This window comes from Chitinophaga sp. OAE865, assembly GCF_040546735.1.
Classification (GTDB): Bacteria; Bacteroidota; Bacteroidia; order Chitinophagales; family Chitinophagaceae; genus Chitinophaga; species Chitinophaga polysaccharea_A.
The window spans coordinates 4,771,713-4,795,099 of the sequence record NZ_JBEPOF010000001.1; the positions used below are offsets into that span (position 1 = coordinate 4,771,713).

19 protein-coding genes are annotated in these 23,387 nt (G+C 49.5%); 8 read left to right on the forward strand and 11 right to left on the reverse strand.

The window, feature by feature from the left end; translation table 11 throughout:
- Positions 1–86: 86 nt before the first annotated feature.
- The 8 genes from ABIE50_RS19345 (at position 87) to ABIE50_RS19380 (ending at position 9,515) form a co-directional block, all read left to right on the forward strand.
- Entirely contained in the window at positions 87–2,780 is a 2,694-nt protein-coding gene (locus tag ABIE50_RS19345; RefSeq protein ID WP_209857875.1) for a c-type cytochrome, read from the forward strand.
- Positions 2,781–2,808: 28 nt separating this feature from the next.
- On the forward strand, positions 2,809–3,873 hold the full coding sequence (locus ABIE50_RS19350; protein ID WP_209857876.1) for an aldose 1-epimerase family protein: 1,065 nt from the start codon (positions 2,809–2,811) through the stop codon (positions 3,871–3,873).
- 17 nt (positions 3,874–3,890) lie between these two features.
- The gene (locus ABIE50_RS19355) at positions 3,891–5,090 is read left to right on the forward strand and encodes a class I mannose-6-phosphate isomerase (protein ID WP_209857877.1); all 1,200 of its coding nucleotides are present in this window, start codon (positions 3,891–3,893) and stop codon (positions 5,088–5,090) included.
- 19 nt (positions 5,091–5,109) lie between these two features.
- Positions 5,110–6,150, forward strand: a complete 1,041-nt coding sequence (locus ABIE50_RS19360) for a sugar phosphate isomerase/epimerase family protein (protein ID WP_142687178.1) — start codon at positions 5,110–5,112, stop codon at positions 6,148–6,150.
- A 27-nt stretch (positions 6,151–6,177) separates the two neighbouring features.
- Positions 6,178–7,329 carry a Gfo/Idh/MocA family protein gene (locus ABIE50_RS19365; RefSeq protein WP_209857878.1) on the forward strand — a complete coding sequence of 384 codons (1,152 nt, stop codon included), beginning with the start codon at positions 6,178–6,180 and terminating at the stop codon, positions 7,327–7,329.
- Between the two features lie 78 nt (positions 7,330–7,407).
- The gene (locus ABIE50_RS19370; protein ID WP_209857879.1) at positions 7,408–8,199 is read left to right on the forward strand and encodes a 3-keto-disaccharide hydrolase; all 792 of its coding nucleotides are present in this window, start codon (positions 7,408–7,410) and stop codon (positions 8,197–8,199) included.
- 165 nt (positions 8,200–8,364) lie between these two features.
- Positions 8,365–8,892, forward strand: coding sequence for a 5' nucleotidase, NT5C type (locus ABIE50_RS19375; RefSeq protein WP_209857880.1), 528 nt, complete (start codon positions 8,365–8,367; stop codon positions 8,890–8,892).
- 74 nt (positions 8,893–8,966) lie between these two features.
- On the forward strand, positions 8,967–9,515 hold the full coding sequence (locus ABIE50_RS19380; RefSeq protein WP_209857881.1) for a pyridoxamine 5'-phosphate oxidase family protein: 549 nt from the start codon (positions 8,967–8,969) through the stop codon (positions 9,513–9,515).
- Between the two features lie 84 nt (positions 9,516–9,599).
- Here ABIE50_RS19380 and ABIE50_RS19385 read toward each other — a convergent pair whose 3' ends face one another.
- The 11 genes from ABIE50_RS19385 to ABIE50_RS19435 form a co-directional block, all read right to left on the reverse strand.
- Complete coding sequence (locus ABIE50_RS19385) at positions 9,600–9,980, reverse strand: PH domain-containing protein (protein WP_142687182.1); 381 nt, start codon at positions 9,978–9,980, stop codon at positions 9,600–9,602.
- 61 nt (positions 9,981–10,041) lie between these two features.
- Positions 10,042–10,227, reverse strand: a complete 186-nt coding sequence (locus tag ABIE50_RS19390; RefSeq protein ID WP_142687183.1) for a hypothetical protein — start codon at positions 10,225–10,227, stop codon at positions 10,042–10,044.
- Between the two features lie 70 nt (positions 10,228–10,297).
- Positions 10,298–11,746, reverse strand: a complete 1,449-nt coding sequence (locus tag ABIE50_RS19395) for a sialate O-acetylesterase (RefSeq protein ID WP_209857882.1) — start codon at positions 11,744–11,746, stop codon at positions 10,298–10,300.
- Entirely contained in the window at positions 11,722–13,554 is a 1,833-nt protein-coding gene (locus ABIE50_RS19400; protein WP_209857883.1) for an alpha-1,3-galactosidase-related protein, read from the reverse strand. The genes ABIE50_RS19395 and ABIE50_RS19400 overlap by 25 nt, the downstream gene beginning before the upstream one ends.
- A gap of 2 nt (positions 13,555–13,556) precedes the next feature.
- Complete coding sequence (locus ABIE50_RS19405; RefSeq protein ID WP_209857884.1) at positions 13,557–15,095, reverse strand: RagB/SusD family nutrient uptake outer membrane protein; 1,539 nt, start codon at positions 15,093–15,095, stop codon at positions 13,557–13,559.
- 11 nt (positions 15,096–15,106) lie between these two features.
- Positions 15,107–18,415 (reverse strand): TonB-dependent receptor, encoded by a 3,309-nt coding sequence (locus tag ABIE50_RS19410; protein WP_354028080.1) that lies wholly within the window; start codon positions 18,413–18,415, stop codon positions 15,107–15,109.
- Between the two features lie 202 nt (positions 18,416–18,617).
- Entirely contained in the window at positions 18,618–19,814 is a 1,197-nt protein-coding gene (locus ABIE50_RS19415) for a FecR family protein (RefSeq protein ID WP_209857886.1), read from the reverse strand.
- 86 nt (positions 19,815–19,900) lie between these two features.
- Complete coding sequence (locus tag ABIE50_RS19420) at positions 19,901–20,494, reverse strand: RNA polymerase sigma factor (RefSeq protein WP_209857887.1); 594 nt, start codon at positions 20,492–20,494, stop codon at positions 19,901–19,903.
- Positions 20,495–20,578: 84 nt separating this feature from the next.
- Entirely contained in the window at positions 20,579–20,980 is a 402-nt protein-coding gene (locus tag ABIE50_RS19425) for an L-rhamnose mutarotase (protein WP_209857888.1), read from the reverse strand.
- Between the two features lie 61 nt (positions 20,981–21,041).
- Positions 21,042–21,650, reverse strand: a complete 609-nt coding sequence (locus tag ABIE50_RS19430) for an RNA polymerase sigma factor (RefSeq protein ID WP_209857889.1) — start codon at positions 21,648–21,650, stop codon at positions 21,042–21,044.
- Between the two features lie 129 nt (positions 21,651–21,779).
- The gene (locus ABIE50_RS19435) at positions 21,780–23,381 is read right to left on the reverse strand and encodes a SusD/RagB family nutrient-binding outer membrane lipoprotein (protein WP_209857890.1); all 1,602 of its coding nucleotides are present in this window, start codon (positions 23,379–23,381) and stop codon (positions 21,780–21,782) included.
- Positions 23,382–23,387 lie beyond the last annotated feature (6 nt).

Genomic DNA, 23,387 nt, shown 5'->3' on the forward strand with positions numbered 1-23,387 from the left:
GAAAACGTTTACTATATTACTTGAGCTATAGTGAACGTCCATTCCCGGACAATGTATCAACTCAGGAACCTATTCAAGATTATATTATGACCACGTTACGTAAAAGAGCCTTTCCGCTGCTGTTGCTGGTTTCCACCGTTCTTATGACCGGTGTGGCCTGTAATAACGGAAACGACTCAACGTCAGAGAACAAGCCGACAGGAAATCCAAAGATCGATGCCCTTAAATTACCTGATAACTTTAAGGCAGAACGATTGTACAGCCCCGGCGATAACAACCAGGGCTCCTGGGTGTCGATGACCTTCGATGCCAAAGGCCGCATGATCGTGTCCGATCAATATGGTTTTCTTTACCGGTTGCAACTGCCGGCAGTAGGTGAAGATTCCTCCAAACTGAAAATTGAACAGCTCCGCATCGGCAACGATACTTCTACCCAGAAAGTATCTATGGGATATGCACAGGGACTGCTCTATGCCTTCAACAGCCTGTATGTAATGGTGAATCACAACAGTGATGAACGTTTCGATAAAGGCAGTGGTCTGTATCGCCTGCAGGATACCAACGGCGACGACCAGTTCGACAAGATCACCCTGCTGAAGGCCCTGGACGGTGAAGGAGAACACGGGCCTCACAGCATCGTATTATCTCCCGATAAAAAATCCATCTATGTGATCGCCGGTAATTTTACAAAGATCCCGGAGATGAATAATTACAAGGTGCCTCCATCCTGGAACATCGATAACGTGCTGCCGTTTATCAAGGACCCTAACGGTCACGACAATACGGTAAATACACATGGTGGATGGATTGCGCATATCGACTCTACCGGTTCCAACTGGGAGCTGATCAGCTCCGGCTACCGCAACCCGTTTGATCTTACGTTTAATGATGCCGGTGATATGTTCACCTACGACTCAGATATGGAATGGGACTTTGGTACTCCCTGGTACCGTCCCACCCGCATCTGCCAGGTAACCAGCGGCAGCGAATACGGATGGCGCCCGGGCACAGAGAAATGGTCGCCCACCTACCCGGATAACTTACCACCGTTACTGAACATTGGCCAGGGCTCTCCTACCAACCTGATCTACGGCGGCAATGCCAGGTTCCCGGAGAAGTACCGCAAATCATTATTTGCATTCGACTGGAGCTTTGGTATTATCTATGCCATCAGCCTGCAGCCGGATGGCGCTTCCTACAGGGCAGGCGCAGAAGAGTTCCTGTCTGGCTCACCACTGCCGTTAACCGATGGTATGATCGGCCCCGATGGTGCGCTTTACTTCCTGACAGGCGGTCGCAGACTGGAGTCTGATCTGTATCGTGTGTATTATAAAGACAATAAGGAAAGTAACGAACCATTAGCAGTTACTCCGCCTACGGAAGCAGCTAACATCCGTAAACAACTGGAAGCCTATCATGGCGGCGCAAAAGAAGGCGCTGTTGATTTCGCCTGGCCTTACCTGAAGCACAGCGATCGCTTTATCCGTTTTGCAGCAAGGATAGCGATAGAAAATCAACCGGTAAGCCAGTGGCAGAATAAAGTATTACAGGAGAAAGATCCTGAAACACTGATCCAGGGAACAATAGCCCTGGCGCGCCAGGGCAAGGAGAATGTAGAAAAACTGCTGCTGCCTCAGCTGATGACGATCAACTATGCGTCTTTGTCGCCCTCCCAGCAGATCGACCTGCTGCGTGCATTTGAACTGGTGTTTGTACGTATGGGCAAACCTGACGGAGAGCTGTCTGCCCAGGTAGCCGCATATCTTGATCCGCAATACCCGGCTGCTACCAATGACCTGAACAGATCACTGAGTAAACTGCTGGTATACATCAATGCACCAAAAGCGGTAGAAAAAACAATGGCATTGCTGGCCAGCGCCAAGGATGATACCGCCGCAGCCAAAACGGCCATGAAATCGGCCGACCTGATCATGCGTAATCCCCGCTACGGACTGGATATTGCCGGGATGTTATCCAAAATGCCGCCATTACAGCAAACCTGGTATGCAACGGTATTAAGCCAGGCTAAAACCGGCTGGACATCTGAATTACAGGAACAATATTTCAAATGGTTCTACAATGCTTTCTCCTATAAAGGTGGTCATAGCTTTATAGGCTTTATCAACAACGCAAGGAAAAATGCGCTGGCTAATGTGCCGAAAAATGAGTTTGCACACTTCAACAAAATTTCCGGCGATTCGCTGTTAAACACCGGCGGCAACCTCGCAGCAGGCTTCGAGCAGCCAAAGGGCCCCGGCAGAAACTGGAAGCTGGAAGAAGCGCTTAAAGTGGTAGACAGTGCCACTACCGGCCGTGATTTCGAACGGGGACGTGCGATGTTTGCAACTTCACTGTGCAGCTCCTGTCATGGTATGCGTGGCGAAGGCGGTACAGCCGGACCGGATCTAACGCAGCTGGGTACACGTTTTTCCAACAAAGATATCCTGGAGGCGATTATTGAACCGAGCAAAACCATCTCCGACCAGTATGAAGCCACTGTTTTTTCGTTAAAGGACGGAAGCTCTGTAGTAGGCCGCCTGGTAACGCAGGACAAGGATAAATATGTTATCTCACAAAATCCTTTTGCTACACAGGAACAGCGTGAACTGCTGAAGAAAGATGTAAAAAGTATCAAAGCATCTAAAGTATCTGTGATGCTGCCGGGGTTGATCAACCGTTTGAATGAAGATGAGCTGAGAGACCTGATGGCTTACCTGAAATCCGGTGGCAACAAACAGGATTCTGTTTTCCTTACAACAAAACAGATGGGTAAGAAATAATTTTTTGCGGAAGATAAATTACGCGCGGATGGAGGTAAATAATCAGTCGTGGGAACATAAGCTCTCGAATCATTTTCAACTGGGAGGTATAGAAACGGCGGTACTGGACAACGGCCCCGGCAGGGGTACCCGTATCGCCTGGATCAATACCGGTACCGGGTTACGATATAAAGTGGTCATCGACCGGGCCATGGATATTGCGGATGCGTTTTTTCATCAGCATAGCCTGGCCTGGTTAAGTCATGGCGGAATAACTGCACCTTCCCGCGCGGTGAACAAAGGTTTGGACTGGCTCCAAACCTTTGGCGGTGGATTGATCACCACCTGCGGACTGATGCATGTAGGCGGCCCTGAAAGCGATGAATATGGCGAGCGTGGTTTGCATGGCCCTATCAGTAATACGCCGGCGGAAATTATTTCCGTGATACAACCGGATCCTGTAGCCGGGCAAATGGAAATGAGCATCACCGGCATCATGTTGCAAACCAGCGCGCTGGGCCCTAAGCTGGTGCTGAAACGTACTATTTCCGGCACTTTGGGCAAAGCAGAAATCCGTGTGCATGACGAAGTGATCAACAGGGGCAATATTGCGGCGCCGCATATGTTGCTGTATCATTTCAATTTCGGGTGGCCACTGGTTGATGAAGGCACGGATATCTGCTGGAAAGGAAGCTGGGTATCCAGGGAAGGCAACCCGGATCATATCTTTAATGCGAACCACAATTATAAAAAATGCCTGGCGCCAATGGACAGTCATGCCGGCGGCGGCGAAGAAGCGGCCATTATAGACCCCGTGCAAGATGCCGGCGGATGGTGCACCTGCGGGGTTCACAACGCGGCGCTGCAACTGGCATTTTCACTGCGGTTCAAAAAAGCGCAGCTGCCGGTGCTTACCAACTGGCAGCACTGGGGCAAAGGCGAATATGTAATGGGACTGGAACCCGGCACGCATCCGCCCACAGGGCAGGCAAAGGCCAGGCGGGACGGCACGCTGCTGTTTATGGAGCCCGGTGAGCGCCGGGAATATGAACTGCACATCAACCTGCTGCATACCAACGAAACAATCAAATCATTTCTCACTGATCTTTTATAATCATCATTTTAAAGCTCATGGAAAAAACAAGCTTAGCAGAAAAAGCACTCGAACAGGGACAAGGGATTCTCCGACTGGCACCAAACTGGGTGCCCAGATCTTTTTGCGTGCCAGGACGGCGGATCAAATTACACCCGGACGATTATTACGTACTGGGAGGCGAAAGAGGCGGCATCGACGAGCGCTGGCTATCTTCCACCACTCCGGCAAAGAACGGCCCTTTAACAGGCGAAAATGAAGGCTTAAGCATGGTGGTTGTCAGCAATGGCAGCGGCACACAGCAGTTTTTACTGAAAGATGCCATCAGCGAATTAAAAGATAAACTGATAGGGAAACGTTTATGGGATACTTACGGCGCCTGGCCTATGTACTCCAAGTTCTTTGATAACATGGGACCACTCCCCCACCATATTCACCATAACGATGAAAAAGCGGCGCTGATTGGCCAGGCCGGAAAACCGGAAGCCTATTACTTTCCGCCGCAGCTGAACAATCATGGCGGTGATTTTCCTTATACATTCATGGGTATTGCTCCCGGCACCACCCGCGAACAGATAAAGGAATGTTTGATGAACTTTACCAAAGGAGATAACAAGATCACCAACTACTCACAGGCTTACCGCCTGGAACCCGGTACCGGATGGGATGTTCCGCCGGGACTGCTGCATGCGCCGGGCAGCCTGTGCACCTATGAGCCGCAGAAAGCTTCCGATGTATTTGCAATGTACCAGTCGCTCGTAAACGAAGCCATTGTGCCTGAAGTACTGCTCTGGAACGGCACGCCAAAAGAAAGCATTGGCGATTATGATGCGTTGATGGATGTGATCGACTGGGAACTGAACGTGGATCCCAACCAGTTCCAGAACCGCTTTATGCCGCCAAAGCTGGCCGCTAACGGAGAGGGTTATACGGAGAACTGGGTATGTTATAAATCGGATGCATTCAGTGCCAAAGAGCTGACCATTGCCCCGGGCGCCACGGTAGTGATCAAAGACAGCGCCGCCTATGGCATTATCCTGATGCAGGGCCATGGCAAAATGGGTGTATGGGATATTGATACGCCTGCGCTGATCCGCTACGGGCAGTTGACCAACGATGAGTTCTTTATCAGTGAAGCCGCTGCAACTGCAGGGGTGAAAATTGTAAACCACTCTTCCACTGATCCGATTGTAATGCTGAAACATTTTGGTCCGGGCAATCCTGACCTCGTGTTGTAATTTTTTTAAAAGCAACGTTATGAAAGATAATAACTATCCAAAACTGCACAATGCTACCTGGCCGGGCATTGTGGGCAAAGGAGATGGTTCTGAGCCCATCATCCCGTTTGATACGCTGCTGGAAATGACTGCCAACGCAGCAGTGAACGGCGTTAAATTTGACGGTATAGACATCGGGTTGTTTGACCCGCATGTACCTGCAGACAGTTCGGACGATGATCTGAAAAGGCTGGTAGAAAAAGTATCTTCCTACAATCTTGAAATAGGTAGTCTTGTTGCGCCGATCTGGCCTCCCAGCGGCGGCTCTGCTATGGGCAGCAAAGAAGACAGGGCTAAGTTTGTAGAACAGGTGCGGAAAGCATGCCATGTGGGCAAACGGCTCCGCGACCTGGGAATCCGGCCTAACGGCGTAGTCCGCATCGACTCCGCCTGCAGTCCGGAAGACTGGTCCAAAGATCCCGCCGGTAATACAAAACTGATTGCGCAGACCTTCCGTGAAGCCTGCGACGTAGCCGCCGGCTATGGCGAGAAACTGGCCGCAGAAGGTGAGATCTGCTGGGGTGGCATGCATAGCTGGAAAACCATGCTGGATACCCTGGAGGCGGTAGACCGCCCCAATATAGGGTTCCAGGCGGATATGTCGCATACCTTCCTGTACCTGCTGGGGTATAACAGCCCGGAAGACAGGATACTGCCGGCCGATTTTGAGTGGAGCGACCGCGAAACGCTGAAAGCGGGCCTGCGCAAACTAACGCATGCCCTCCGCCCGTGGATGATCGACTTCCACGTAGCGCAGAACGACGGTACCGTGCATGGCAGCGGCTCCCACGATAAAACCGGCCGCCATTGCCTCGCCACTGATCCCAACGGTAAACTGAACATTGCAGAAGACGCAGGGTTCTGGCTGCGCGACGACAACGGTGCGCTTACCAAAGCAGTGAAGCATATCTGCTGGGATGGTTGCATGTTCCCCAATGCCGTGATGACCCAGCAGAAAACCTGGAACGATATCCTCGCTGCCATGGTAGCGGTAAGACAGCAACACGGCTGGCAGGAATAGTTTTTTAATTATTAACCAGTGAAAACTATGACAACAAAGAAAGAACTCAGGATAGGATTAATAGGATGCGGCTTTATGGGCAGAACCCATTCCAACGGGTACCTGCGGGTGAAAAATTTCTTCCCCGACCTGGCTTACCAGCCGGTGCTGAAAGCCGTATGCTCCCGTACAGAAAGCAAAGCCCGTGCGTTTGCAGCGCAATGGGGATATGAATCTGTAGAAACAGATTGGAAAGCCCTTATTGCACGTGATGATATTGATGCAGTAGACATCTGCACACCAAACGATATGCATGCCGAGATAGCCATTGCAGTAGCTGCGGCAGGCAAAATGATCCTCTGTGAAAAGCCGCTGGCCCGTACGCTCAGGGAATCTGAAGGCATGGTGGCCGCCATTGAAAAAGCAGGCGTGCCCAATACCGTATGGTATAACTACCGCAGGCTGCCGGCTGTTACCCTTGCAAAAAAGATCATTGACTCTGGTAAACTGGGACGCATTTTTCATTACCGCGCCAACTTCCTGCAGGACTGGACCATTAACGCCAACCTGCCGCAAGGCGGTGAAGGGCTGTGGAGAATGGATGCAGATGTAGCCGGTTCCGGCGTAGTAGGCGACCTGCTCTCCCACTGCATTGATACCGCGTTATGGCTGAACGGCAGCATTACCAATGTAACTGCAATGACCGAAACCTTTGTAAAGGAACGTATGCACCAGCTCACCGGCAAAGTGGAAAAAGTAAACATCGATGATGCCTGCTCCTTCCTGTGCCGCTTCAGCAACGGCTCTCTTGGCCTCTTTGAATCAACCCGTTATGCACGCGGACATAAAGCATTATATACATTTGAAATTAATGGTGAGAACGCCTCCATCCGCTGGGACCTGCATGATCTGAACCGGCTGGAATACTTCGATAACGCAGACGCCTCTACGGTGCGGGGATGGCGCTCCATCCATGTAACCGATGGCGATCAGCCGTATATGGATAAGTGGTGGGTGCCCGGACTGGGCATCGGCTATGAGCATTCATTTGTACACCAGGCAGCCGACTTCCTCGAAAGCCTGGAAACCGGCAAACCCTGTTCCCCTACTTTTAAGGAAGCACTGGAAACACAGAAGGTATGCCAGGCAGTACTCGATTCAGCTGCCTCCGGTTCCTGGAAAGATACGAATGCAGCATAACTACCGGTAACGTTTATACGCAGTATTCTATCTCCCTAGGTTATACGAAAAAATATCAAACACTTTAAAATATTAATTATGCTGAAAAGAACCAGTGCACTGCTTTTCCCGCTGGCCGCAGCCAGCCTGCTGTTCACAACAGGCAGCTGTCAGACAGGCGGCAGTCACGCAGGCAATAGCCCGGCCACCGACAGCACCGGTACCAATAAAGGCTTTGAACAGATCTTTGACGGTAAAACGCTGAACGGATGGGAAGGTGATTCTGTTCACTGGCGGGCAGAGAATGGTCATATTGTTGGTGAAGTAACACCGGAAACGCTGTTGAAGACCAATACCTTCCTCATCTGGAAAGGTGATCAGCCGGCAGACTTTGAACTGACCTGCGAATTCAAAATCACCAGTGGTGGAAACAGCGGCATCAACTATCGCAGCGTTATGGTGGAAAACGTGCCGCATGCACTGAAAGGTTACCAGGCGGATATTGACGGCGCAAACCGCTATACCGGTCAGAACTATGAAGAAAGAGGACGCACCACACTCGCCTACCGCGGACAAATTGCCACCATCCCACAGGCAACTGATTCCTTAAAAGATGGCGTAAAAAACAATGCCTGGGCTCCTGCTGTGGTTACCGGCTCGCTCGGTAGCTCCGATTCGCTGAAAACACTTATTAAAAGCGAAGACTGGAACAAATGCCGGCTGGTGGTAAAAGGTAATCATCTCCAGCATTACATCAATGGCGTGCTGATGAGCGATGTTACCGATAACGATACTGTGAACGGGAAATCCAAAGGCTTGCTGGGTGTACAGGTGCATGTGGGCCCGCCCATGAAGGTGGAATACCGTGATATTATGCTTAAACGGCTTTGATCCTGATATATACAGATGGCGGCTGCAGTATATCACTGCAGCCGTTTTTTTTGCGCAGAAACCAGGCGCCTTTCTGTATAGCTACCCCGGCAATAGTAAGCTAAATAACAACGCTTATCTCACTCTCCGATTTTTATTATCTTAGCCCCACAAAAACAGGAAACAATGCAGCTATCGCTCGCCATAGACATGGACGAAACCATTGCCGACCCTATAAAAAAAGCCAGGGCATGGTATTACAGGGACTTCGGCAAAACATTCACTACAGAAGAGCTCCACGGCAAAACATTATCAGATATTCTGCCGGAAGAACATAAAGCAAAGATCAAGGAATACCTGAATACACCAGGCTTTTTCCGAGACCTGGAAATATTTCCCAACGCAGTGGAAGTAATAAAGGAACTGAATAAGAAATACAAATTGTATATCGTTTCCGCGGCCATGGAATTTCCTACTTCACTGAAAGATAAATACGACTGGCTGCAGGAGCATTTCCCTTTTCTCGACTGGCGGCAATACTGCCTCTGCGGTGATAAATCTATTGTACAAACAGACATTATGATAGATGATCTCATCCGCAACTTTACCAATTTCAAAGGCCGGCCCTTGCTGTATCACGGGCATCATAATGTACATGTAGAGGGTTATGAACGGATCATGGATTGGGAAGATGCAGCAAAGAAACTGCTGTAGTGTTACCACGGCAGCACCTGTACGCCATAAAATTCGTACCTTCCTCTACGGACCACGCCTAAATGCCGCTTTATATGGGAAAATTTTTTGACGATATTAAGCCCGCACACCAGGACTTTATCGCTGCACAGAAACTGTTTTTTGTTGCTTCCGCCCCGCTAAGTGAGGAGGGCCATGTGAATCTTTCACCGAAAGGGCTCGACAGCTTCAGGGTACTTTCTTCCAACCGGGTAGCCTATCTCGATATTGTTGGAAGCGGAAATGAAACATCGGCGCATCTCCGTGAAAATGGCCGTATTACGTTTATGTTCTGTGCTTTCGACGGGCCACCGAATATTCTCCGTTTATACGGTAAAGGCTATACGGTATTGCCGGGTGATCCTGAATGGAAGGAGTTATCTGCCTTGTTTACCTTACTGCCTGCCACCCGGCAGATCATTGTGGCTGATATTCACAAAGTGCAAACCTCCTGCGGTTTCGGTGTTCCATTGTACGAATACACCGGGGAACGCGATCATGCTGCCAAATGGGCCGAAAAGAAAGGGCCGGAAGGATTGGAAGCCTACAAGGCAGAAAAGAACCGGGTAAGCATGGATGGATTGCCTACTCCGCTGGGGGCGTAACCGCAAGGCTAACGCCGGACAATTAATAGAGCAACAAAAAAGCCACCACTGGTGGCTTTGATATCTTAACACATCAATAAAAAATTAGTTCAGCACATAATGCGCCAGCACTTTCTGCACTTCATACACATCTACCGATTTGCTGAACTGCTTCTTGATACTGGGCTGTTCCTCGCCGGAGATCCAGATCTTCAGCTCCGCATCCAGTTCAAATGTACCGGCCGTTTCCACGCTGAACCTTGAAATACTTTTGTAGGAAATACTGCGGTATTCTGTTTTACTACCGGTTAATCCCTGCTTATCAATAAGAATAAGCCGTTTATTGGTGAAGATAAAAGTATCCCTGATCAGCTTAAATCCCAGCTCCACCCGTTCCGTATCCAGCAAAAGCTTGCCATAATCCTTTGTTAGCTGCTCCTGGCTAACGGTAGCTGCATTGCCAATAAGGCCTGAAAAAAATCCCATATTAAAATGACGTTTGTTGTGGTGACAGGCTACAAGATATTACAAATATTGTAAATAGCGTTTATGCCTCATCTTTTGTGTTCCTTACGAGGCCAATACCCGATATAAAGAAAATGACGCCTATCACGGCGGCTACCAGCAACTGCCGCCAGTTCATATTCTGCTGGATAAAACCATAGCCGGCATAAATGAGACCTGCTATACCCAGGATAGTCAGGATAGTTCCGAAGAGTCTTTTTACATTCATGGCTTGCGTTGTTTGATCATGAGTCAAACAATATCTGTGCCGTGCAGAAGCTGGTTCAACCGTGGGATGATCACCAATCATCCGTCCGGAAAGAAGAAGCCGGCAGCCCTGCTGAATTATACAGGTCTCCTTTTACCCAGTTCTTAAATCCATACCTTACCGCTACCGGCGCCGCTACTGCATTGCACTGCACCTTTACCTGGTTCCGGTGTATAATAACCGCTGTAGCCGGGTGAAAAATATGATCAGCGCCGGCCACCTCAAATTGCGACAGTGCTTTATTCCCGGAAGTAAGCCCGTGCTTCACAAAATCAAAATAAAGATAGGCTGCCGGTCCTTTGATCTTCATCTTCCTGAAAACAGGCGAATTACAGTCAACCCCTTTCTGATGGTATGTTTTTGCCAGCGCCAGATACGCCAGCCGCTGGCTTACTACTGTTTTATCCGGCGGATGAATATACTTTTCTTCACCTGCATCAAGTATCACGGCCATACCGGCATTGGGAATATCCTCCAAGGCAAGCAGCTGCGATTCCCTTAAAACGGCGGGTAACAATTTATGATAGGGATCTGCATATCCGTAAGGCGCTATCTGTACATAGTAGAAAGGAAGTGTTCCCCCACCCCACCGTGCTCTCCATTCCTTTACCATGGCGGGTAACAGCCTGCGGTAGAGTAACGGGTGCTCCCTGTTGGATTCTCCCTGGTACCATACAAATCCTTTTACCGTATAATCACATACCGGTAGTATCATGGAATTAAAAAGAATGGATGGCGCATGCTCAGGATCCTTTTCGGGATCTTTAATCGTATCCGGCCTGCCGGTAAGCCACACTTCGGGGAAATGTGACAGCGTTTCCTCACTCATCCACGATTGTATCGCAGTTCCGCCCCAATAAGTAGCAATGATGCCTACGGGCACTTTTAGCCGCTCCTGCAAGGCGGTTGCATATTGGTATGCCACTGCGCTGAAACCGGGTGCAGTACCTGTATCCGCTGCCTCCCAGCTACCACCGCAATCACTTAAAGGCGCCGGCGATACCACTTTAGGTACCCTGAACACATGTATTTCCGGGTGATGCGCCGATGCTGCAATAATGGCCCCTGCATTTAACACCGGCTGTTTCCTGTATCCTTTCAAAGGCATCTCCATATTGGATTGCCCCGAGCATACCCACACTTCTCCGATGAATACATCTTTAATTGTGAGATGCGTTTCACTGCCTGTAAACTCAATGTTATAAGGCCCCCCGGCAGATGGCGTAGCTATAGCAGCTTTCCATTTCCCCGTGCTGTCGGCAACAACTGTATACTTCTTTGTTGTCCACCCCGGCGCAATACTTACCTGGCCTCCTTTCTCCGCCCATCCCCATATTACGGCCTTTGTGCGTTGCTGCAATACCATATGGTCACTTATCACTGCCGGCAGTGATAAGTGACCGGGATGCAACTGTGCCAGGCTTTCCGGGGAAGAAAAGCAAAGTATCAATATGCTTAAAAAACCAATTCTTCCTGGCATTGTATTTCTTTCTTCTCCATAAATTTAAATTCCACATTCTTTCCGGGAAGGTCGGCAGCTACCTTGTTCTTTTCAATACGCACGTTCCTGCAACCCGACAGGTAAAAGGCCGCCTTCCGGGTATGATAGGGTTGATAGTCATAACTCCTGATAAGATCATTGCCGGTAAACTGCAATCCATTCACCGATTGTGCAAATAATATGGGATAGTCGAACACGTGGAAGCGGTTTCCCTCTATCCGTATATTTTTATGGTACAGCGGCGTATTGTCGTTCATCACAGGGATCTCCGGGTAAATGCTGATCACGGCTTCGGTAAACTGGTAGTCGGATGTATTACACGGCGCAAGAAAGGTATTCCCCTTTATCAGCAGATCAGTAACAGCGCCCGATTCATACCAGGAATTCACATCGCCCGCTATCAGGATGGCGGAACCACTGGATGCGAAGCTGTTGTTTTCGATGATCACTTTTTTAGGAGTGGTGACCAGCAGCCCTCTGGCGCGACAGCTTTCAAAAACCGAATGACGGACAGTAACAGCCGGTGTCCAGCTCATATTTTCCAGGCCATCCTTTTCGTTTACATGTGCCGGTATTTCCCCGGAAAGGGTCAGCTCAAAATCCGTGGTATTGATCTTACGGAAGGCGGTCACCTTTGCTTTACCGGTGGTTGCCAGTGAATGATGATCTATAAACGTAATGTCATCCCCTGCTTCCGCCCATTCCATCCCAACGCTCATAGGCTCCATAAAACGGCATAGCAGCCTGTTTTTAGCCGGTTTGGCGATGATCCGCACATAAGTGCCATGCACATTGATCGGATCGTCCATAAGGCCTCCGAAACGGCAGCTGTCGATCCGGATGTTCCCCCTGCAATTGGAAAAATGCAAACCATCGTCATGACCGCTGAAATACCTGTCTTTTTTTGTATTGGGAATTATGGAGATGTTTTTAAAGCTCAGCTCCTCCGTGTACTGCGATAATATCCCCAACCCTGCGCAATGATAGCCTGTCACATTTTCCATGTCGATATGATCGCTGTGCGTAACAAAGATCATGGCATGGTCCCTGGCGTTATGACGCAGTACCAGGATATTGCCGGGCGATGGCTTCCTTTTAAACGGGTATAGCAGGCGTACTACGCCGTTATCCATAACAGTAGCTTTATAGCCCCGCCAGCCCGGTCCCAGGGCGCTGGGGTCATCGCCTGTTCTGTAGGCGATGAGATGGGTGCCTTTCTCATATTCCATCACCCCCGTAATTTTCCCGCTCCAGCCTTCGGCAGCAAACTGCAGCTGCCCGTTTACAATGGTGTAGGGATATTGTGCGGTGTCAATACGTATATCTATATACGAAGCATTGGTATCCAGCACCGAAGCCTGCGCCGTAAGCGGGTAATCCCAGTCGATGGAAAAATTGCGGAGCGTAACATGACTGCTGCGCTCAATCGTAAACGGCTGTATACGGCCATGATACACCAGCTCCGCCCCTGCGCCTTCTATCACCAGCTTCTTAAACCCTTCGATCATAATGGCGTTGTACTTCGGGTTAATGTCTGATGTATTGGATTCATAATACACTTTCTCCTCTGCATGTTGAGGCCAGAAGTCGTACCTCCCTGCCGGGAAGTACAACAAGGGGTTTTCCTTTTGGCGGCAGGCTTCCAGCGCCGCTTTCACGGCGTTTACCGCATCTGCGCGGCTGTTCGCCCGGGCGCCGAAGCTGGTTACGTATACGGTATCGTAAGCAGCGGCGCCCTGCGTGTATTGTACCAGCAACAGCAACGCCATTAAAATGTATCTATGCATAATCAATACCCCGGATTTTGTACCAGTTTTGGATTCAGGTCTATTTCCCCCTGCGGAACCGGCCACAGGTAAAGCGCATCCACAAAGTGGCGCACATCCAGCTGCTGGCCTGTCATGGTTCTGATCACGGCTCCATCCATCAGTTGCCTGGCAATGCCCCAGCGGCGGATATCCGAATAGTAAATGCCTTCAAATGCCAGCTCTATCCTTCTTTCATGACGGATAATATCCCGCATCTGTTCTTTTGTTTTACCTGTGGGTACAGGCGGCATGTCCACACCTTTCCTGGCCCTCACCTGGTTAATGGCGTCATACACTGCTGCATTGGCGCCGTTTGTTTCGTTCTCCGCTTCTGCATACAGCAGCAACAGGTCGGCATAGCGGAATACGATGTAGTTCAGCGGAGAATCACCCCAGTTAAAACCGTCTACAGTGAGCACATGTTTCCTTGGCAGGTAACCGATGAAGGTAGATTTTGCACCGCCTACTTTAATATTATCGTATGGAATTCCCTTCCATACGGAACCGGGGCGGATGATGGTATAATCCAGCCGCGGGTCCCTGTCTTTAAACGGGTTGGCAGGATCATAACCGGAAGTGGGATCTGTGATCATCTTCCCGTTCTTCATCTCATAACTGTTCACCAGATCCTGCGTGGGGTATGCCTGATCCCAGCCTTTCCCGAAAGAGCTTTGGGGGCCCATAAATCCATCGAGCGGACTACCTTCTCCCAAACCCGGACCGGCATATTGCACATCAAATATCACTTCCGCATTATTTTCCGCAGCCACATCGGTGAACATGGCTTCATAGTTATCATACAGTTTGTACTGGCCCTTGTCGATCAGCTGTTTGGCTACAGCCGCTACCTGCTGGTACTGCTTTGCCAGCAGCAGCGCTTTGGCTTTGAGCATCATTGCAGCGCCAAGTGTAGCCCTTCCGGTGTTGGCTTTATCATATACCGCTGGCAGGGCTTTGGCGGCTTCATCGCATTGTGCTTCTACAAAATTCAGCACTTCATCACGGGTATTCCTGCCGGGAAGATCGGCGCCAAGTTGCAGGGTATGTTCAATAAGCGGCACGCCCCCGTAATAATCAGCGAGGTTGTAATAAAACAATGCGCGTAAGAACTGTGCCTCTGCCAGCAGCCGGGCTTTCAGGGTTTCATCCATTTTTATGCCCGGTACTTTTTCCAGCGCCAGGTTGGCTTTGTAGATACCGTTATACAGCTGCACCCATTTATCATTTACAGGAGTGATAAGCGTAGGCAGCAGGTTGCCCTTGGAAATACCTCCGTAACCTTCCAGGTAATCGCTCCATATCCAGGCGTTGGGCGTCATACCATCTGTCATAGGGTTATAGCCATAGATCTGGTAGTTATGCTGCATCTGCTCATAAATAGCGGTGATGCCGGAAAGCGCGTCTGCATCGGATTTCCAGAAGTTGGTATCCGACAACTGGTCTGATGGCTTGGAATTCAGGAAGTCTTTTGTGCATCCTGCCAGCAGGATGATATATAGTGCAAGCGTTATTTTCTTCATGGTACACAAGTTTAGAATGAGGCATTTATTCCCAGTGAGAAAGTGCGCACATTCGGATTTTCAATCTGGTAATCGGTATAATTCCCTGTTTCGGGATCCAGTCCGTTGTACTTTGTCCAGGTGAACGGGTTCTGTGCATCCGCATACACCTGTATGCCTGAAATGAATGTTTTCTTCAGCCAGCCTGCGGGGAAACTGTAAGAGAGCTGCATATTTTTTACTCTCAGGAAAGAGCCGTTCTGCACCCAGAAAGAGGAGGCCTGCGTGTTATCGCTGTTACTGTCCGTAGTAAGCCGTGGTATATCGCTGTTGGGATTTTCGGCGGACCATGCGTTGAGGAAATAAGAATTGATTTCCCTGCCATAGCGCACAGCGCTGGTATACCAAAGGTTCTGGTAATATCGTTTTACGCCGCCTATGCCCTGGAATAAAACGGACAGGGAAATGCCCTTGTATCCGGCCTGCAGGCTAAGCCCGTAGGTGTATTCGGGTATTACGCTGCCCAGGTAGGTACGGTCGCCTCCATTGATAACGCCATCCTGTTTTATATCTGCATATTTAAGATCGCCCGGCTTATTGGAACCCGACAGTTTTTGTTTGGCCCAGTTATCAATATCGTGCTGGTTTTTAAAAGTGCCTTCTGCCTGGTAGCCATACAATGCACCAATGGGCAGTCCCTGTTTGATGATAGAGTTATTGCCGATGCTTTGTATTACATCAGGATTACCCTGGTAGCGCAATACGTTATTGGTATTATGGCTCAGGTTACCGCTGACAGCATACTGGAAATTGCCCACACTATTCTTATAACCGAGCGCCACTTCCCATCCCCTGTTCTGTACTACTGCCACATTCTGGTAAGGCGGTGTAAGCGCGCCGTATAAAGACGATAATGGCAGCTGCACCAGGATGTTGCTGGTACGGCGGTTGTACCAGTCGAACGTAACATCAAAATGCTCCCTGAACAGGGTAATATCTGCGCCAACATCTGTAGTGGCAGTGCTTTCCCAGGTGATATCGGGATTCGGCAGGGCTTTGGGCGCCAGTCCGGCCGACAGGCTATTACCGAAAATATAGTTCTGCCCTGCTGCATACAATCCCATATACTGGTACAGTCCAATATTCTGGTTACCCAGTTTTCCCCATGATCCGCGGATCTTGATATCATCCACAAAAGAAATATCTGCATTGCGGAAAAAGTTCTCTTTGCTCAGTCGCCATGCGCCTGAAAAAGAAGGGAACACTCCCCAGCGGTTACCACTGGCGAAGCGCGATGATCCGTCGTAACGGAGGTTGGCTTCCAGCAGGTATTTTTCCTTGTAGCTGTAGTTCACGCGCCCGAAGTAAGACGACAACGTGGAGGAAGAAGAGGTACCGCTTACAATGGGTTGTGAAAGGCCGGCGCTCAGTTCCCAGGTATCGTTGGAGGGAAAGCCCTGCACGCTGCCGGCAAACCAGGCATTCCTGTTTATTTCCCTGCTGGCGCCTGCCAGCGCGGTGATATGATGATCCTGCCTAAAAGTTTTATCATAATTAAGGGTGGTGTAGAAAGTGAGCCCCAGGCTGTTATCATTTCTCTGATAAAGCGTGGAAGGAACCGAAGCATTGCTCACCGTTACTTCATCTTTCTGGAAATTCCAGAGATTCTGCACAGCGCCGGAATACTTGTATTGTTTGCCTTCCTTGTTATAAACCTCCGCGCTTCCGTTTACCTGCCATTTAAGGTCTTTCATGATTTCCCATTCGCCATATAACTTGGCGAAAGAGTACTGCCCTACCTGCGGGTAAAACCAGGTGTCCATGTATTGCTGCGGGTTTATGGCGTTGGGGCTTTCATCGTCTGTATTCCTGCCACCGTAGCGGGTTACACCGTCTTTGGTCATAGTAGGCGTAACACCTGGCACTGAGTTGGCGCTGTAATACAACAGGGTGGTTACATCAAATGGCTCGTTCACCTTGTTCCAGTAAGAAGTGAGGATAGCGCCGATCTTTACCTTATCGCTTATTTTATGATCCATATTTAAGCGCAGGGAATATTTGGTATTGTCTGTAGACTCCATGATACCTTTGTTATAGAGATATCCCATGGAGAGATAGTAATCCGTTTTTTCATTGCCCCCGCTAACAGAAAGGTTATGCCGGGTGATGATCCCCTGTTTGAAGATGACGTCCATCCAGTTGGTATTGGGAAATAACACCGGGTCTTTGGCATTCTTCCAGGCTTCTATGGTAGCTGGTTTGAATAGATCCGTATTATCGGGGTTATCCGCTTTCTGGATGCGGTTCATCAGCTGCATATACGTAACATAATCTGTTACCGGTTCAAAGAGATGCGTGGCTTTTTGCACGCCGGCAGACCCGTTGTAATTGATCACTGTTTTTCCCTTCTTCCCTCTTTTAGTAGTAACGAGAATAACGCCGTTGGCGGCGCGGGAGCCATAAATGGCTGCGGAAGCGGCATCTTTCAGGATGGAGATACTGGCCACATCGTTGGGGTTCAGGTTATTCAATGATCCTACGATACCATCGATGAGCACCAGCGGATCTGAATTGTTGAGCGTGCCTACCCCACGGATGCGCAGCACTGCGCCATCGCGGCCCGGTTGTCCGGAGGTCTGCGATACAGAGATGCCCGATGCGGCGCCGGATAAGGCCTGGGATACATCCGTAATGGCGCGGTTCTGCATCTGCTGGTCGTAGTTAATGGAAGATACCGAACCGGAAAGATCCTCTTTGCGTTGCGTACCATATCCTACTACTATCACTTCATTCAAACCGGTATTGGAAGGTGAAAGGGCCACATTCACCGTTGTTTGCCCCGCCAGTGATATTTCTTTCTTTATATAACCCAGGTAAGAAAATACCAGCACGGCATTGTCCGGTACGCTCAGGCTGTAGCGGCCTTTTTCATCCGTTGCTATACCGGTGGAAGTGCCTTTTACCTGGATGCTTACGCCAGGCAGGGGCTTCCCCGTAACGGCGTCTGTAACGGTTCCGGTTACACTGACTGCAACAGGGAATATGGGCGCCTTTGGTTTTACGATAATTATTTTTTCCAGGATGGAATAATCCAGCGGCTGGTGCGCGAAGCAGATGTCCAGTACATCACGGAGCCCTGCGTTCTTTACATCCAGTGTTACAGGTACAACGTGTTGCAGGTCTTCGTTGGTGTAAATAAAATTGTAGCCGGTCTGGTTCCTGATCTCGGTAAAGATCTCTTTTAATGATACCTCTTTACCGGAGATGGTCACCTTTTGTGCACGGGCTGTGGCACATACCTGCAGACATGCGGCGAGCAATACAATAGCGGTGAGTTGCATAACCTTTGCAGTTGTGGAAATGAGATGGCACAGGACTCCTCTGCCTTTGAAATAAGCATTCAAATACATACATTTGATTTGGGATAAAAGATTACGGTTACCAGAAAGAATTGTTTTCTTTTGCCTTACTGACCGGGAGCATTAGGCCGCTTCCGGTTTTTTTTGGCGCTTGTTACAGTCAGGTGCTCATAACTAACATGTTTTAAGGTGTGACAATTATTTTTCCATTGTTCATTGTAAAGTGCACCCCGCCTGTTTTCTGTAATACTTCAAGAACGGTTGATACATTCACATCACGTGGGATGGAGCCGGTAAAATGACGTTGGATATCACCCCGGATCTCCACTTCTATATTGTATTCTCTTGACAATTGCCGCATTACGGTATGGATATCATCCTGCTCAAACCAGAAGAGGCGGTTTTTCCAGGCCATTACTGCAGGTATATCTGCTTTTTTTACCAACCGGATATTTCCCTGTTGCCCCAGCTGCGCCTGTTCCCCCGGTTTCAGCAGCATGGTGGTATTGCCGCCGGCTACGCTTACAGCGCCTTCCAGCAACGTAGTGTTAATGGTCTTTTCCTCTTTATAGGCCATAATATTGAAGTGAGTGCCAAGCACGGTAACGCGCATGCTATCCACCACCACCACGAAAGGTTTTTCTGCATTTATGGCCGCTTCAAAATAGGCTTCCCCGGTTAATGCCACCTGTCTGTTGGCCCCCGTGAACGATGCGGGGAAACGTAGTGCAGAGGAGGCATTCAGCCATACCTTTGTACCATCCGACAATGTTACCTGGTATTGTACGCCTTTTGGCGTAATGATGGAATTATACAATGGTTCCGCAGAAGCCCCTGCGGTGGAAGTATATACAAGATTGCCCGCAGCTGATCTGATCACCTGTGTTTGCCCCTGTTGGGCAAGTAAGCCATTGGCGGTACTGTCTAATGTAACAGCTGAGCCGTTTGCCAGGATCAGGATGGCCTTATTCCCTCCTGCCGTGGTATCGTTCACAGGCGTATGTGCGGCTACGTTAACCACCGGCATTGCGGTATGTGACCGGGAATACCAGCGCCAAGCGCCTCCTGCCAGCAGTAGCAATGCCACTGCTGCCGCCACGCGGTAAGGCAGCCACCTGCGCACCGCTTTTTCAGGAGCTGGCACCGGAGGTGTGATCCGTGTGCTTACTGCATCAATTACCTCCCTGTGCATAGCATACAACGATTCCTCTTCCGGGTGGTCTTCCATTACCGCCTGGCCTATTATCCCGGAAAACAGTTCCCGGTATTCATCTTTTTCCGCATACTCCATCAACAGGCGGATCTCCTCTTCACTGCAACGGTTCTCCAGGAACCTGGCAAATAATTCTTTTAAGAAAGATGCATCGGGATCTTGGTTCATACAGCTAATACGAACGAACGAAGGTTTACATTTACCCGGAAGGAAATTTTTTTTTACCGGTTTCCGCCATAAAAAGAAGGGAATGCTTAACGCAGGATCAGGTAAGCCAACAGGATACCGGCAACATCCCTGCTGGCCATCAGCTTCTTTTGTATGGCGCTGGTGGCTTTTACGATCTGGCTGTTGACCGTAGCGGGCGAAATGCCCAGCAGCTGGCTCACTTCTTTATAGGTGCGGTTTTCCAGCTTGCAGAGTGTAAATATGATCTTACGCTGGGGAGGAAGATCATCGATGGCTTCCTGTATCAGATGCCTGGTTTCTTTTTCGTGCAGCCATTCTTCTGTATGCAGGTAGTATTCCTGCGCTGCGCTGAGCAGCTTATCCATCAACAGCTTATCCCGCTTCACTTTCCGGTAAAAGTCGATCACCAGGTTATTGGCGGTGGCAAACAGGTAGGAACGGAAAGATCTTTCCGGGTCAATGGTGCTGTGGCGGAGCCAGATGTTTACAAATACCTGTTGCAACAGTTCCTGCGCCAGGTCGGCCGACTTTACCAGTTTCAATAAATTGCTGTAGATACGCGGACTATAATGATAATAGAGGGCATGAAATGCCTTTTCATCTCCCGCGGCAACACCGGCAAGGAGCTCTTTTTCATTGTATAACTGAACGAATGACAAACGTACCGGTTTGATTACAGGGTATAAATTTAATCAAAAACCGGTACGGGGTGTATTAATTTTGTGGTTCAGCAAAAACGGGTTTTACTCCACGTGAAAAACTTCTTCCATGCCCGACCAGGTATCCCCTTTCGCCGCAGCATCCGGCAAAGGCAGCTGGCAGGGCGCTGTTACTTTCCACCATTGCCTGGTAATACTGTCTTTCTTCATCTTCTCCATATCCCCGTTAAAATCTTTCCCGGTATATTCAAAATAACTGAACAGGTACCAGCGGTCATCAATTTTTTTCAGGTAGATGGAATAGTTATGGATATTACAGGCTTCAATCGTTTTCAGGACTCCCGGCCATACTTTGGCATGCAATGATTTATACTCGTCTACTTTCTCCGGCCGCAGGCCGGTAACCATTCCGTAACGGCTGCCCTGATGCGGCGCATTTTTACAGGAAAACAGCAACAGCAATAACAACAGGTGATAGCGCTTCATAATCGTGGTTTGAGCAACGAAGTTAGCGGGCAGGCAGCAATGTTATCCTTATTTCCTTGACTTATTTCAGCACAATATTGACCAGTACCCACATCAGCACGGCGGGAAAGAGGTGGCCCGACAGCTCCAGCTGCTTCCGGATAAAATGCAGTGATCTTACCAGTGAGTTTTTAACCGTGCTGGGAGAAACAGACAGCTCACTTGCGATCTCCGGTATCTTAAGCCCTTTCTCCCTGCTCAGCAGGTAAATACGCTTTGCCTGGGGCGGCAGCTGGGCTACCGCGGCGCTTACCTGTTTCATCATGGCGTTGTACACCATCGTTTCTTCGGTAGTGGTGACCGGCCCTTCAGGCGTATAATCTGAAGTAATGGCATCAATGGCTTTGTGATGCACCACCTGTTTGCGCAGCCAGGAAAAGGAAAGGTGAAAAGCGATCCGCAGCAACCAGGAACGGGGCACGTCTATCTCAGGCAGCTTATCGCGGCTGATCCACAGGCGGAGAAATGTTTCCTGGATAATATCATCTGTAACAGCGGTGGTTTTGGTAAGATGCATTATTAGTGGGCGCAGCTGCGGAACATACCGGCGAAAAAGCATCCGGAAAGCGGTTTCATCGCCTTCCGAAATCAGCCGGAATAGTTCTTTATCGTTATATAGCTGCGCATGCATAGAGAGTGGCCCCCCGCTAATGTAGCAAAATTTAATTGCGAATTGATATTTTCCTGCAGGCGGTACCATAAAGAAGCCCCGGGGAGATGACATCCCCGGGGCTGTTATTATTCATCTAAATTCACAGTATTATTTCATCCACCAAACCTTCACGGTGTTGGAATTACCACCCATCTGGTCGGACTGGGTCTTATAATTTACAGTGTTATTAACTGATTCCTGTTCCGGGTACTGCAACCTGTTGAAGTTCACGTAACTGGCGGGATTGCCATCGCGAGGCGTGCGGCCGGTTCTTCTCGATAAATTATAAGCGAGCCAGGGCTGACGGAAAAATGATAACCACTCCTGTGCATAGATCTTATCCAGCTTCTGTTCATCCGTACCGGTGAAGGCCACTTTCGGGTTGGCAAGGAAAGCGGTCATCTGCGCAGGCGTTGGGCTTGCAGGAGCCACTGTTGACCATGCATCGTTGGTAACATTGGTATTGTGCGCAATGAAATACCAGAAGTTTACCGCGGAAGTAATACCCGCTGTGTACTCTGTACCCGCTGTGGCCATGTTCTTAGCTACGCCAAGACCACGGGCATATGCCTCTGCCTTCAGGAAATGTACTTCGGCAGCTGTCATAAATAATTCAGGCTGGTAATAAATATCCCTTACGATGTAATAATTGAACGGGGAAAATTTGCAATTGTCTTTGTTGGCAAAATCCGCATCCCTTTTATCCTGGTAAGGATTGGTATTATCGCTTGCGGTACTGCCCGGCTGTAACGGCGCCCACTGGCCTGCCTGGTTGGTTTCAAAGAACAGTACGGCCCGGGGATCAAAGATCTGAGCGGTATTGGTACCATCTGCCATCATGTTCCAGCAGGTAGTGCTCAGGCGCACAAATTTATGCGAGGTGAAAGACCAGAAGCGGCTGTCGTTAAGCACATAGCCACCCAGTTTGCCAGGCCACATACCGGCATCTTCCCCTTCTCCTATCAGCGGAATGCCACTCAGGGCGTATTGCAGGTAAGGCGTGGCGGTAGCCGCATCTTTCTCTACTATCTGCATGGCATAACGTAGCAGCAGCGAGTTGCCAAACTTCTGCCACATGGCTATGTTGTTGGCAAACAGTGTTTCGGAAGCGCCCAGCGACTGATACGGCTGTCCGCCCGGTGTTGTGGCTGCGGTGGTAAGATGCTGTGATGCCCATTTCAGCTGTTCCAGCAAACTTTTGTAGATGCTTTCCTGGGAATCGTATTTCGGCCGGTAATTAGTAGTGTTATAAGTATAGGCCAGTCCTGCCTGTGAATAGGGAATATCCCCGAACTGGTCGGTAATGCGCAGCGTTTTATAAGCGCGTAAAATGTAGGTGATGGACTGTATATTATCCATTTCTGCTTTGTCGCCGGTATAGGCGTTGATCTTGTCCTGGATCTGGTTCAGGTTCTGCAACGTGGCATAGTAATCGTTCCAGATGTCCAGCGCACCATTCTGTACCAGGTAACCGGAGCTGCCGCTGATTGTGGCCAGCTGGGTAACCGGGTAGTAATATTCATTGTGAATGGCGGCCTGCTCCTGCCCTTTCAGGAACAGCGTGCTGATCACCCCGTTTACCATTGGCGGTATGGAGGTGCTGGTAGGTAATCCCGGCGTGGTATTGATCTCCTGGAAATCTTTGGTACACGCGCCAAGTGTCAGGGAAATACCGGTTATATAGAGAAATATTTTCTTTGTGTTCTTCATGTTTTG